This is a genomic window from Psychrobacter sp. DWR1-2-3 (assembly GCF_049896465.1).
GTDB lineage: Bacteria > Pseudomonadota > Gammaproteobacteria > Pseudomonadales > Moraxellaceae > Psychrobacter > Psychrobacter maritimus.
Genome location: NZ_JAFCUJ010000001.1, coordinates 297,657 through 311,483, shown reverse-complemented (window position 1 = coordinate 311,483; position 13,827 = coordinate 297,657). Strand labels below are relative to the sequence as shown.

General features: G+C 39.8%; 9 protein-coding genes. 5 read left to right on the top strand and 4 right to left on the bottom strand.

Annotation, left to right across the window (positions count from 1 at the left end; translation table 11 throughout):
* Positions 1 to 50: 50 nt before the first annotated feature.
* Both arsB and ACP7AA_RS01200 read right to left on the bottom strand, forming a co-directional pair.
* Positions 51 to 1,073 (bottom strand): ACR3 family arsenite efflux transporter, encoded by a 1,023-nt coding sequence (gene arsB / locus ACP7AA_RS01205; RefSeq protein ID WP_144297051.1) that lies wholly within the window; start codon positions 1,071 to 1,073, stop codon positions 51 to 53.
* Positions 1,074 to 1,108: 35 nt separating this feature from the next.
* On the bottom strand, positions 1,109 to 1,918 hold the full coding sequence (locus tag ACP7AA_RS01200) for a metalloregulator ArsR/SmtB family transcription factor (protein WP_201564451.1): 810 nt from the start codon (positions 1,916 to 1,918) through the stop codon (positions 1,109 to 1,111).
* Positions 1,919 to 2,177: 259 nt separating this feature from the next.
* Here ACP7AA_RS01200 and ACP7AA_RS01195 point away from each other — a divergent pair, with 259 nt between their 5' ends.
* Positions 2,178 to 3,239: an ArsO family NAD(P)H-dependent flavin-containing monooxygenase gene (locus ACP7AA_RS01195; protein WP_201587234.1), complete on the top strand. Its 1,062-nt coding sequence runs from the start codon at positions 2,178 to 2,180 to the stop codon at positions 3,237 to 3,239.
* A 12-nt stretch (positions 3,240 to 3,251) separates the two neighbouring features.
* Here ACP7AA_RS01195 and ACP7AA_RS01190 read toward each other — a convergent pair whose 3' ends face one another.
* Positions 3,252 to 3,584, bottom strand: a complete 333-nt coding sequence (locus ACP7AA_RS01190) for a YnfA family protein (RefSeq protein ID WP_201564455.1) — start codon at positions 3,582 to 3,584, stop codon at positions 3,252 to 3,254.
* 908 nt (positions 3,585 to 4,492) lie between these two features.
* Between ACP7AA_RS01190 and ACP7AA_RS01185 the strand changes: the two genes are divergently transcribed.
* From ACP7AA_RS01185 to ACP7AA_RS01175, 3 genes are read left to right on the top strand one after another with little or no spacing between them, the layout of a single operon-like run.
* A complete protein-coding gene (locus ACP7AA_RS01185; RefSeq protein ID WP_068037374.1) occupies positions 4,493 to 5,017 on the top strand; it encodes a hypothetical protein in 525 nt (174 codons plus the stop codon).
* Positions 5,004 to 7,367 (top strand): hypothetical protein, encoded by a 2,364-nt coding sequence (locus ACP7AA_RS01180; protein ID WP_426222403.1) that lies wholly within the window; start codon positions 5,004 to 5,006, stop codon positions 7,365 to 7,367. Before ACP7AA_RS01185 ends, ACP7AA_RS01180 begins: the two co-directional genes overlap by 14 nt.
* Complete coding sequence (locus ACP7AA_RS01175; protein ID WP_426222402.1) at positions 7,358 to 10,684, top strand: tyrosine-type recombinase/integrase; 3,327 nt, start codon at positions 7,358 to 7,360, stop codon at positions 10,682 to 10,684. Before ACP7AA_RS01180 ends, ACP7AA_RS01175 begins: the two co-directional genes overlap by 10 nt.
* Before the next feature lie 272 nt (positions 10,685 to 10,956).
* On the opposite strand, the gene ACP7AA_RS01170 is transcribed toward ACP7AA_RS01175, so the two are convergent.
* Positions 10,957 to 12,078, bottom strand: coding sequence for a Fic family protein (locus tag ACP7AA_RS01170; protein WP_011960001.1), 1,122 nt, complete (start codon positions 12,076 to 12,078; stop codon positions 10,957 to 10,959).
* A gap of 746 nt (positions 12,079 to 12,824) precedes the next feature.
* Between ACP7AA_RS01170 and ACP7AA_RS01165 the strand changes: the two genes are divergently transcribed.
* Positions 12,825 to 13,802, top strand: a complete 978-nt coding sequence (locus tag ACP7AA_RS01165; RefSeq protein WP_426222401.1) for a glutathione S-transferase family protein — start codon at positions 12,825 to 12,827, stop codon at positions 13,800 to 13,802.
* Positions 13,803 to 13,827 lie beyond the last annotated feature (25 nt).

Here is a 13,827-nt window from a genome sequence, read left to right as displayed (position 1 = left end):
ATTGTCCTTTATCTTGTCCAAGTGTTATCAGAAAAAAATATTAAAAATGCTTAGGTTTTTTTAAACCAATGTTGTGTGCGGTTGATAATATAAACTAGCGATAACATCACAGGCACTTCAACCAACACGCCGACGACAGTCGCCAGTGCAGCGCCTGAATGTAATCCAAAAAGCGAGATAGCCACCGCAACAGCCAGCTCAAAAAAGTTAGACGTGCCTATCAAACAAGCAGGACCTGCGATGTTATGCGGAAGTTTTAACCACATGGCAGCGATGTAGGCAATCACAAAAATGCCATAAGTTTGAATGATGAGAGGAATGGCAATCAGCCCAATAATTTGAGGTTTACTGACGATGGTTTCAGCTTGAAAGCCGAAGAGCAGAACCACAGTGGCGAGTAAACCTACCATTGACCAAGGTTTAAGCACTGACAATAGATTATCCAGTGCCGCTTTATCACGGCGCTTATTGAGCATATTGCGGGTCAGTACACCAGCAATCAAAGGAAGCAGAACATAAAGCACCACAGAGATGATTAACGTCTCCCATGGCACCTGAATATCGCTAACGCCTAACAAAAAAGCGGTAATAGGCGCAAAGGCAAATATCATGATGACGTCATTAACGGACACTTGTATCAAGGTGTAATTGGGATCACCTTTGGTCAGCTGTGACCAGACAAAGACCATGGCCGTACAAGGCGCCACGCCTAATAAAATCATTCCCGCAATATACTCTTGAGCCGATGCTGGATCCACCAAATTGGCAAAGAAAATATTAAAAAATAACCAGCCTAGACCGGCCATAGTAAAAGGCTTAATAAACCAGTTAATAACGATTGTTAAAAACAATCCTTTTGGATTTTTACCCACATCTTTAATGGCAGAAAAGTCTATCTGTACCATCATGGGATAAATCATGACCCAAATGAATACCGCGATAACAAGATTGACATGAGCGATCTCAAGGTTTGCAACTAACTGAAATAAATCAGGTTGCCATAAACCCATCACCACGCCAAGAATAATACTTAAACCCACCCAGACCGATAGATAGCGCTCAAAAATGCCCATTACGATTCTCTTAATGTTTGATAGTTATTTATTAATTATTTACAAAAACCGGCTCTGTCAGGTCTGTTTTGCATGACATTTAACCGCTCTATCTCACGCTCAATTAAGTGAGTGTTGTTTTCTGTGGTTTTTGCAACCACAATCTTTGCCCATACAGGTAACTCAGGATTGATACGATAAAATACCCACTGACCGTGTTTTCGATCAGTGATGACGTTTGCCTTTTTTAACACAGCAAGATTGCGTGAGATTTTGGGCTGACTGTCTTCTTCCAAGGCCTCCATCAATTCGCACACACACAGCTCACCATGATATTCGATCAGCATCAACGCTTTGAGTCGAACGTCATCCGTCAAGCTTTTGTAAAAGGTAATGGGATCAAAGTCAGATGATGCCGTGTCTTCTGTATTGACGGCAGTCTTTGTGAGGTTATGTTTTTCTACAGACAGAAACATCGTTAAGCGACTGTTTAATTCACTCAAGGTAGTGGTAAAGGGATGACTGCCAGCACGTGTTTTTGGGTCAGGGATATCCCACGCCAGTTGCTTGGCCGTATTGGGGTAGCTTCGGCATTCGGTACTGGCCTTTTCGCATAAAGTAATGACGTAGTCAAAAAACTGGCTTTCAAACTCGTCAACGTGCTTGGATCTTAAGCCACTGGCGTCGAAGTCGAACCTTTCTAAGGCTTGAATGGTTCGTTCATCTACTTCGCCTTTTTCTATACCTGCGCTATAGACATCATAGATATCACCGGCTTTATACTTTAATAATATCTCAGCCATTTGTGATCTGGCTGAATTGCTGGTACAGAGAAACAATACCTTTTTCTTATTTGAATGTTCCATAACCTAACCCTATTAAAAGACTGTACATATGAAATATTGTATATATAATATTTCATATGTACAGTCTTTTAATAGTTATTATTGGCTTTAGTTAGTGAAATGATATTTTGGAGCGATGCAAGATTATTTGCATGATAAGCTGAATCAAGATGTCGATAAAAATTTCGTCAAAACATGTATTCAATTAAGATCTGAAGAGTAAAAAGCAAGCCTCAGTATGAGCAATTGATTTTTCTGGTAGCAGACACTAAGGAGCATTATGTCAATTAAAGTATTCGACACCATCATTATCGGCGGTGGTCAAGCCGGTTTAGCCGTTGGCTACTATCTGAGACGTGCGAAACTTGACTTCATCATTCTTGACAATCAAGACCAAAGTGGCGGCGCGTGGCAGCATACTTGGCCATCGTTACGCCTATTTTCTCCTGCTCTTATGAGCTCCTTGCCAGGTCGCTTGATGCCAAAAGCAAAAGATGGAGAGTATCCCCATAGAGACGAGGTCATCCATTACCTTGCTGACTACGAAGAACATTATAAGTTACCAATCTACCGACCTTATCAAGTCCAAAGCGTACAGCGTGATGATGAAAACAATTGCTTACGGGTGACTGATGGAAGTTTTACATGGTTGGCAAAAACCGTCGTGAGCGCAACGGGAACCTGGAGCAATCCTATAATTCCTTCTATCAAAGGTCAGCAAGCGTATCTTGGGGAGCAATGCCACTCCGCGCATTATGAAGGCCCAGACGCCTACAGAAATAAGCGCGTATTGGTAGTAGGTGGTGGTAATTCAGGTGCACAAATCTATGCGGAGCTGGCTGAAGTGGCTAACGCCAGCTGGGTAACACGTGAGCCCCCATTGTTTTTAGCCGATGATGTCGATGGACGTGTCCTGTTTGAAAGAGCAACAGCACGTATTACTGGCAGCAATAATGGTGATCCTGAGGGCGGTATCGGTGATATCGTCATGGTGCCTCCCGTCAAGGCGGCACGTGACAAAGGTATCTTACATTCAGTACCTATGTTCAGCCAATTTACTCAACAAGGCGTCATTTGGGCTGATGGTAGTGAAGAAACGATAGATGCCGTTATTTGGTGTACTGGGTTTGAACCAAATCTTGACCATCTAGCACCTTTAAATGTCTTAGAAGCTGATGGAAAAGTGCAAGTTAAAGATGGGCAAGCGGTCAAGGAGCCTCGGTTATGGTTATTTGGTTATGGTGACTGGGCAAGCCCAGGTTCTGCCACTCTGATTGGTGCTGGACGCAGTGCTAGAGAGAATGTTCCCACTCTATTGGAGTTTTTAGCACGTGATGGTTAAAACAACCGTATCCTATGTATTGCGCGGTGCAAACATAATAATAGCCATACCTAGAAGTGCCACTGCTGTACCTAATATGTCCCATGTTGTTGGTCGAATACCATCAACAGCCCATAACCATAGAATTGCCATTGTTACATACACTCCACCGTAGGCGGCATAAACTCTGCCAACGGCGGTTGGATGTAAAGTCAGCAACCATACAAAAGCGACCAAACTAAGCGCACTAGGGACAAGTAGCCATATTGACTTACCTTCTCTCAGCCATAAGTATGGCAAATAGCAACCTACAATCTCTGCTAATGCCGTAATGGCAAAAAGCCCAACTGTTTTTAATTCAGACAAAAAACTTACCCCTTTAGTCATTCATAATCTAGCGCTAAAGTTTATCATCACACCGTAAAAAACATCCTCAAAAAATACACTGTTATGTATACCCCAACGGAACCAGCTATTTCACCCTCTAAACCTATTAACAAACCACTTAAAACAGCCTGCTATAATGGAATCACTTATAACAAACTATGTTTAGCAGCCATCCTGTGGTCAGGGATATCTGACTAACTTAGAATTCTCGAGTATATTGATTTTTCTTTGGTCATACTGTTTTTTTACGATAGAGAGTAAGCTTTATAAGACTAGCTCATAACTCGTACTGCGCCCTTAAGCAGTAGACTTCTCTAATATGCTTTTTTCTACCAAATCCTTAATAGCTTTCAATTCAGTATTCGCCGAACACTTCGTCATTATCCCCCCCTTTTTTTGATCATGAGTTTGCCTTAAACACTAATCAACAGTACATTGACCATATTTACTTGCCTTGGATTCAATAGTTGCTGACGGTGGGTCTGCCAAAAGCTGGCTTTACTGATGATTTTATCCGTGGTTTTCTGTGCGCATAATAGTGTTTACTCTAAAGCTTGTAAAAACCAAATCAACCATTCAGTAACATCTGCATTCCCTTTTTGAGTACGCTCTAATATTTTGTAGTAATCATTACGATGTTTAAGTATTTGAGCCGACACGCTATAAAAACGTTGCATGCTAACATCACTTTACGCTACCAGCCCTGTTCCTCGTGAGTAAGGGGATTAACTAGAATACAAGTCATTCTCATCCACTTTAGCATCAAAATCAGAATTAATTATATGCGACACCAATTGACGCTTATCTCTCAGAGCAGCTTTTTTAATATCCTTTAAGGTTGTAAGGTATTTAACAAGGGTAGAGGTCAAATTTTAGAGGAATATAAAATGGATAATGTCACTATTGCTAAGTTACAAAAGACTTCAGTCGTGATTGTTAATGACATCGTCAAATTGTTTGAAATCTATAATCAGTTCATTCGTCCGCAAATTAAATCTTCGAACACATTTATAGCTTATCAAAATCTGACGCTAGCCAAGCCTATACTATTTATAAAAACCGGCGAAGTAATACAATTAGTGAATAACTTTGAAGTTTTTTATCTGTTAAAAACTGTAGATCTTAACCAAGAGTTGTGCGCAGAGAAAGTATCCATAGTAAAAATTAATGAAGCGCAATTCGAGGTTAAATATGCATTTTATGAATTGATTGACATTATATGTAGATATCAAAAATATTTAGATATCAGGTTAATTTATATTCATTTAAATAGATTTCTCACTGCTGATATAAACCAGCAGCTTTTTAGCTCAAAAAAATTCTCTATCGGTACTTTTTGTAATCTTATTAACATTCATGAGCAGACTTATTATAAACGTTATAAAAAGGACAAAAATAATGTCAACTATTAAGTCTCACTACCATCTTCGCGATGTACCGAGTCTCGACGTTATCAAACAGACCATCAACCACCAAGGCGATCATGACGATTTTAAGAATAGAGAAAGGGCAGTAGCAGCTATTGGTGATATCGTAGCAGTGGTTCAGGAAGGTTATTGCAATGCTGATCACCAAGAGCAACTGATTAATAAAGTGATAAAAATATTGCATGAGAGACCGGTTGCCGAGCGTGATATGCACATTGGCAGATCTGAGCTCAGTGAAAAGCCGCTTATAATGCAAGTCTTAATTTTGATGCAAAATATCATGTATAAGCGTCGTCAAACCGTTCGTCTTCGGCAGAAGCTGTATTGGCTTGCAATTGCGTTACACACTGCGGTTTTGCTTATGTATCATGGCAAAAAGACGCATATGCACAATATTTTGATGCAATTTAAACTGGCTCAATTCTCAAAGGCAGCAACACGAACCTGGATTTGGCGTGAGCTTCCTGAGATACCAGAGCAAAAAGTAGATAATATCTTGATATCACTACAAGATGTGTCAAAGCGTTTAGCGATTAAGTATGGTGATCGTACACAAAAAGAGTTTTTAAAGCTTCCTGATGTCAGACAAATTAATAAGATCATAGCGTCTTATCAAGATGCTCACTATGTGAAAAAACGTCTAAAAATAGAACCCAATAACCAGATAAAGCCTATTAGCCTAGCCAATCAACCTGTATTGTTAGCAGTCAATAATGTTCAAAATGACCTAGGGTCGAATGATGAACATTTTGAAGATTTCGTATTAGAGTCGCAATCGCAGTTTTATACGGCGATGACTGAGAGTTATGAGGGCTTAACCACCACATATGAAGAAAGTATTGATCATTATGACCCGCCCTTTATAAGTTATGAAGTCACTACTGACTTGCCAAAAGGGCTGTCTTTTCCGCTCCAAACGATAGACTTATCGCTGCAACAAAACCACATTTCTCAACAAGAACTCGCGCTCAATTCAAACGTTCGGGTACTACCAAAGTCCAGCTATCAGCGGATATTTTCAGCGCTTTGCCAAGATACTCAGTTTTCAACCAACACTTCCAATCGGGACTGTGCTTACATTTTGTTGCTGTCTATGATTACAGCGTTGCCCATTAAATCTTTAACTATTGCAGGATACATTGGTCATCCGAGTATTTTTAAAATTGGTTTGAATCGAAGCTACATTCAGCATTCGCTTGGTATTACCAAACGGCAAGAAGCGTTTGATGGTAGTAAGTATGAAAATCAGCTTGATATCATTAAAATTCCTGTCCCGCAATGGCTTATCGATGAAATATTAACAGGTGAGCTACCATCAGATAATGATATTCAAGAATATCTTACCTATCTACGCGCTAAAATAAGTTTGCCATACTTATCAACAAATCGTATTGAGACTGCACTGCATGTGGTGCTTTCTCGCTACACGCCAAACAGCAATGCTCACATCGCTGACCTGATTTGCAGAACGCCTGCCTCTCAAGCTCCAGCCATGTATTACAGCAGTCATCTTAGCGAAGAGATTTTGTCTCACTATAAATTAGCGCTGAGTATATTTAATCAAGACAATCACTTTGATATGTCATATATCACCCCTTGGCACAAGTACACGTTAGGTTCTGGATTTGCATTTACGCCAAATTATGTTCGTGAGATTATCACTGAGCTGCAAGCATGGGCGGACAGCAGTACTGATGCCAATACACATTTTAATCGTATCAGCATTTTCGTATGGTTTGTACTTTGTTTATTGACGGGTGTACGACCAAATAACGGTATCGGACTGATGAGCGATATCGATCTTGAGGCTGGCTGGCTAATGATTGATGACAAACCCAATCGAAAATCAAAGAGTCATAGACTCATACCTTTATGTTCGACACTCATACGCTTACTAAGCGATTACCGGAGCTATTTAATTGGTTATCAGCTTAATAATTTATTGAAACAGGAAATTAGCGAATGTATTGATGAGATACGTCTAGGTAATGAGATCGCATTATTGCGACTGCTATCAGAGAACTTCAGTACACTTGATGTCATCAAACGAGGCGACGCTTATCATATGACCAAAGATATTATTGACACTGACCCTTATTGGACCCGTCATTTTGTACGGACCCAACTTGAAAGACTAGGCGTTGATATGGTGCTCATCAATGCAGTTGTTGGTCATGAAAAAGCGCGCCAACATGCATTAGGACGTTTCTCATCACTTAGTAAGCATCAGATTAAACAAGTGGGTGATCAGTTTGAACAGCTGGCAGAGACATTGGGTTTAAAAGAAATTAATATCAAAAACAATCATGATGAATGGAGCATGTCGTGCTCGTAAATGAAATCAAGCTGCCTAAAATTATAGATACACTGGCAAAATTTGATGGAAGAAAAAAGGCTTATATCCCTGACCCTCAAATACTAGAAGAGGTAGGGAAGGCCAAGCAGCTTGAAATTGGATTGCTTGCTAAGTTTCAAACCAAATGGGAGCAACTACGTCAAGCGTATCCTGATAATATCAAGATACTAAAAGATACTAAAAAATACTCTCGTAAAGCTTGTGCTTATCATAGCCATACTTTTTTAGTAGAGAAGCATAGATGTCGCATTATATATTTTGATAAGCGCTGGTGGCGTTGGGATTTGCTGTTGCAACAGTTCAATATTGTTTTAAATCAACAAATCAGGCCCATAGATGCAGAAGGGTTTTTAGAGTTTCAAAGCTATGCTCATCAAACCATCACGCAGACATGCCAAACAGAGAAAAGAGTTAAACAAGCCTATAAAGTGGTAAATCGTTTTATTGACTATCAAAACAAGCATTTTATGCTTAATGATTATCGCTATCCTAATATCAAGACTGTATTGCCCACAAAATTTAATCCGCTCCTCATTAATAATGATTGGATCACTAAAGGTAAGCAAATTAATGAGATGGTACGAGCGGTAAGTCACCACTGGACACAAACGAGTGAGTATAGCTTAGAAGAAATATTAGGATGGCTGGTTTACTCTGGCATCATGTATGGTGGCATTAATAGTAAAGCCATACTTGAAAGTTGGCTTGAGGCTCTAATAAATGAAAAATACCAGCCATTTATCAATAAGCGATTACTAATATCAGTCCGGTTTCTACAAGCGTATTATGGCAATGAGCGTAGTAACACGCAAAATCAGCTTTACAACACTCAGCAAATTGTTCTAGATATGGTCAGCCAATGCTGGTTGCTACGATATCGCCAAGCAAAAAATAAACTGGCTATCAATGATGAGGCTGAAAAAAGTTTAAAAAAAAGTGCTGAGAGTTACTTGATAAACGCTTTAAAACCAGTGCTTAACAATGGGGGTTTGACGATTTTAACTTTTCCGCAGATGCTGTCTTACGCAAGTTACCATTGGGAGATGCTTGATGGTGCTGATATTGATCAAGCTTCCGTAGCGGTACTGAGTAGCAAGCAAAATACAGCAGGGCTGACCAAAGAGAAGTTTAAAGAATTTTTAGAAGGACAATATAAGAAATCGGTAAAAAATTACGACTTAGACGATATTCTAAAGTTGTCAATAAAAGGATCAGAAAATATATTAGATAAAAGCACGACTCCAAGCCTACATGGTAGAAAAGTACGGCGCTCAGAGCTGATTACGGATATCGCTAGTGATTTTAAAATTGTAGGAAGTCTAAAAAGTAAGAGATTAGGCTATAAACCGCTTACTTTGATCCAAAGGATAGAAAAAAGGTATGAGCAATACACTGCAGTTAATGAGAGGGTGTTTTTAGATTGGATACTGGCTCTTTTAAAAGATGAGTTGGACAATTCTATTAAAAGTACTTCCGTGTTGCAATACATTAGAAGCATTGGCTATGAATGGCTGTATTTTTCAATGAATCAGCCTATTGATGGTTGGGATGAAGAGGACTTTGAGGTGCTCTATGAGGATATTTTGGAGTACAAAACCACAGTTCGCCGTCACATAAATATTTCTTATTATGCAAAGCTGTTACAACGCCTTCATAACTTTGCTCATGAAAATTACGATCTACCACAAGTAACGATTGCCTATGAAAAAGAGGGTCGACGCGTTCGTGCTGAGTTGATTTCCCTTCATATGTATCACGCGATTATTACACAGATTTTGCATAGCGTGGATATTCTAGAGCGAGAGATGTTTGCTTTGATGTTTATGCTGGTCTATCGAACAGGAATGCGTAAAAAGGAGCTGTTAGGATTACGGTACATTGATATAGAAGGCCTAAATTCACCGTCTCCGTCACTTGTTGTTCGTAGTAATCCTTATCGTGATTTAAAAACAGCTGGCAGCAATCGTAGAATCCCTATTTATGCTTTGTTGCAGCCAGACGAGTTGGCATTATTTATAAGATACACACAAAGTACTGTCGGTCTTAATCCTAGAAGCTTTATATTCACACTATCTTCTGAAAAGACGCCAATTGATGATCACGTACCGCTACAACTGCTAAGACGTATCTTACAGGACATCCCAAAAAAGCCAGGTAATAAGCCGGAGCAAACCTTTCATGCGTTTCGACATACGGCGGTTACTAATTTATCACTTGTACTATGTGGTGATACTGAGCTTGTTAAAGCTTTGACTGATTATAACGAAGAAGACATTAAACGGATCAAATATGGCGTTCTTGGTGAGCATCTTAATGCGCAAGATCGCTGGTACGCTCTATCTGGAATCATGGGTCATTTATCACCGCAGCGCAGTTTTGAGTATTACAACCATATCGCTGTTTTAATGGCAACTTATGCGCTGAGCGGCGCTAATATTAAGCTGCCAGTTGGTGCCATTAACAACGTCACTGGCATCAATAGAAAAAGGCTTAAAGAGAATGATGCCATTATCGACCATAACGACGTCAGCCTAACTAGCGTCCGAAAGTTGTTGTTTCGAAGTCTTAGTCAGCGCAAATATGAAGCGCCTCGCTTATGTATTAAAAACACGACCCTTTTAGTCGATTCACAAAGTAGGACAGAAACGTTATTTATGCGCTATGGCATGAATAGCATTTGGTTCTTATTACAGCAAAATGCTTTAGGCATAGCTTTAAAGCAGGCTGCAATAATGGTTAATATTGATTTACACGACGCAGATATCATTATAAATCGAGCGCGAAAAGTAGCCAATGTGACCTCGAGCCATGATAACCCTAGATTCATTGGAACAAATGGCCTTCCAAAAAGTATTCAGTACAAAAGTGATTATAGATTACTGTCTTCACTGCAAAGCAGTGCTCAAAAACTACGAGATAACTCATTAGATGATTGGCAGTGGTTTATAGCTCTATGCCAAGAGCATCTATCTTACAGTAAGGCGTTTGTTCCTTTTTCAATCAAAGAAAAGAAAGCGTTACGACGTTTTATCAAAATTGCCAAACAATTACTGCCAGCGAAAAATTGGCTAGTTGCTCATCCTGCGGCATCACAAGTCCATCTTAATTTAGCTGATATGAAGGGATTGCGTAGCATCAGTAAAGATAGTATGGGTACGTTCAACATTGGAATCGCTTTGATTGATAACAGATCCTCTGTAAATGATAAATGGCAATTTTCTCCGTTGCTGCGATTTTTTGTTTATATGGTATTGATTACGGATGAAGAGTTAGTGATTTTAGATAATGCGTCATAAGTTATTTAAGTTTGCTTCGGTGTTCGACAGCGACGCCTAGAATTTAAAAATCAGTGAATCTACTATCAATAATGGGGTAGGCAGGGTTATGAGCAATGAGCTGAGTGAGCTATGCTGAAGAAACCGTAGAGGTAAACTTGGTAAACTAAGCGTATTAATCGGAGCTTACCAGAAACAAGAAAACTACCTCCCAGAGCCAAATTTAAGAATGAAGCTGTCAAGAAGGTTGCGGGAGGGTATAACTAGGACTAGCTGTCAATCAGTGCCCAAGCTTATAAAACAATCTCATAATTTGTACTACGCCCTGAAGCAGCGGACTTCTCTAACATTCCTTTTTCTATCAAATCATTGATATCTCGAAGTGCGGTATCAATCGAGCACTTATTAATAGTCGCCCATTTTTTAGTGGTCAACTTGCCGTAAAAGTCACTCATCAAACTATTAAGCATCTTAATCTGTCTATCATTTAACGCATGATGTCGATGCATCTGCCAAAAGTTGGCTTTATCCATAATTTTATCGGTGGTCGCTTGAGCTGCAAGTAAAGCGTCTTTCAGCGTTTCTAAAAACCAAACCAGCCACAAAGTAATATCGCGATCGCCTTTTTGTGTACGTTCCAACACCTTATAATAATCATTGCGCCGATTTAGAATTTGCGCGGACATACTATAAAAGCGCTGAGCGCTACCATCACTTTTTGCTAGCATTCGCTCCGTGATTGCTCTTGTCAGCCGTCCATTACCATCATCGAAAGGATGCAACGTCACAAACCATAAATGCGCGATACCCGCTTTAATGACCAAATCTAAATTATCTTGCTGGCTAGACGGCATATTAAGCCACTGTAAAAAAAGATCCAACTCATCAAAAATCCTGTCTGCATGAGGAGCAACAAAATGCACTCGCTCTCGGCCATAGCCTCCTGAAACTACTTGCATAGCGCCTTGACTATCATCCCGAAGCTTGCCAACTTTAATACGATAAAGCCCGCTATAGCCTTCTGGGAACAGCGCTCGATGCCAACCGAGCAAATCTTCTAACAATAAGGGCTTTTGATAGTGGAATGTTGCATCTAGCATCATCTCAACCACTGCATCAATTTCTCGTGAGGCTGCAGGCATATTATGGTCATCAACCCCTAAATGCCGAGCAACAGAGGATCTTACTTGATCTGTTTTTAAAATTTCACCTTCGATCTCAGATGTTTTAACGATTTCAAGAGTAACGGCGTCTAACTGAGCTTCAACATTTAAATCAAATCCTAGTGTCAGCAATTTTCCGAGAAGCTGACCTTGAAGCAATCGCACTTGGCTTACCAGCGGCAACAGTTTTTTATCTGACCATTGCCAATCTGTCCAATTGGGGTGTTCATGAATATAAGTAACGTGTTTCATAATAAGACCAAAACCTGCAGAAGTTAGAGGGCTATTCTCCTTATATTATGCAGAGATTAGACTTAATAAACAAGGAAAGTCATCGCCGAAATGATGAGTTAAACCTAGCCTTTTTAGTAAAAAGGACAGAAAAAGTGGAGAAAATATAGGTAATTAGCTCAAAAAACCGAGGGGGGAGTGGAGGTAAAAACACTATAATTTTATAGTGCCTATTTACGAAATAAATCTAATATGATTTTAAATAACTTTGCGTTTTCGTGAAGTTAAAAATCGCTGTAGGCATTATAAATAAAGGGATGTAATATAAGATACATTTATGGGTTTTGGTTGACCTACCTTGACATGGTAGAGGTCGCTAGTTCGAATCTAGTTACGCCTACCAGATTCGAAAGCCCCAATCTTTATGATTGGGGCTTTTTTTATGCCCGTTTTATAGGGGTTGTAGCGGAGATCGAAATTTCGTATCTGTAGGACGCTCAAACTTTATAATTCGCCTGCCTCTTAAAATAAGTTTTTTGACTTTTTCTAAAAAAATCTATCTAGATTTAATCCGCACCATAACTCTGCCTTTTAAGATCTATGCTGTTTGAGAAACAAACAAAGCTTAATGGCTGGGCAACATAGAAATGTTACTATGAGCTTTAAAGTTGAATAAATATGACGATAGCAATTATTTTATTTGCATCGTTTGATAGTTGTCATTTTTAATCACATAGATTTAAAACTAAAATAAAGCGGGGCAAGATATGGGATTGTTAGTCGACGGTCAATGGCAAGATAAATGGTATGACACCAAGGCGAGCGAAGGACGCTTTGAGCGCGAAGATGCTGGTTTTAGAAACTGGGTCACGGCTGATGGCAGCGCAGGCCCATCAGGTATCGGTGGCTTTAAAGCTGAGCCCAATCGTTACCATTTATATGTCTCGCTTGCATGTCCTTGGGCGCATCGCACCACCATTTATCGTAAGTTAAAGGGCTTGGAGGACATGATTTCACTGTCTATAGTGCATCCCTTTATGGGCGATAAAGGTTGGACATTTGCAGAGGGCGCAGGCGTTATTGCTGATCCAATCGTCAAAGCAGACTATCTATATGAAGTTTATATTGCCGCGAAGCCTGATTATACGGGACGCGTGACAGTGCCAGTATTATGGGATAAAGAAACCAATACCATCGTCAGTAATGAATCGTCTGAGATTATTCGGATGTTTAACTCAGCCTTTGACGAAGTAGGGGCAACAGCAGTTAGTTTTTTGCCAACAGAATTGCTAGCAGAAATCGATACGGTTAATGAGTTTGTTTATTCAGCGGTCAATAACGGCGTTTATAAAGCAGGATTTGCTACAACTGAAGCTGCTTATAAAGAAGCAGTAATAACGTTATTTGATGCGCTAGACACGTTAGAGGCGCGTCTGATAGAGCAGCGTTACTTACTAGGTGATATGATTACTGAGGCGGACTGGCGCTTATTTACCACGCTCGTGCGCTTTGATGCGGTATATGTTGGACACTTTAAATGTAATATTCGCCGCATTGTTGATTATCCCAACCTTTGGGGCTATCTGCGTGATTTATATCAGGTGCCCGGTATCGCAGAGACGGTAAGTATCGAGCATATAAAGGCGCATTATTATACCAGCCATGCCAATATCAATCCCACGCGTATCATCCCTGTAGGTCCGCTGCTTGACTTTGATACAGCGCATGACCGTGCGCATTTATAATTTTTATTAAGCTTTTAAAATAGTA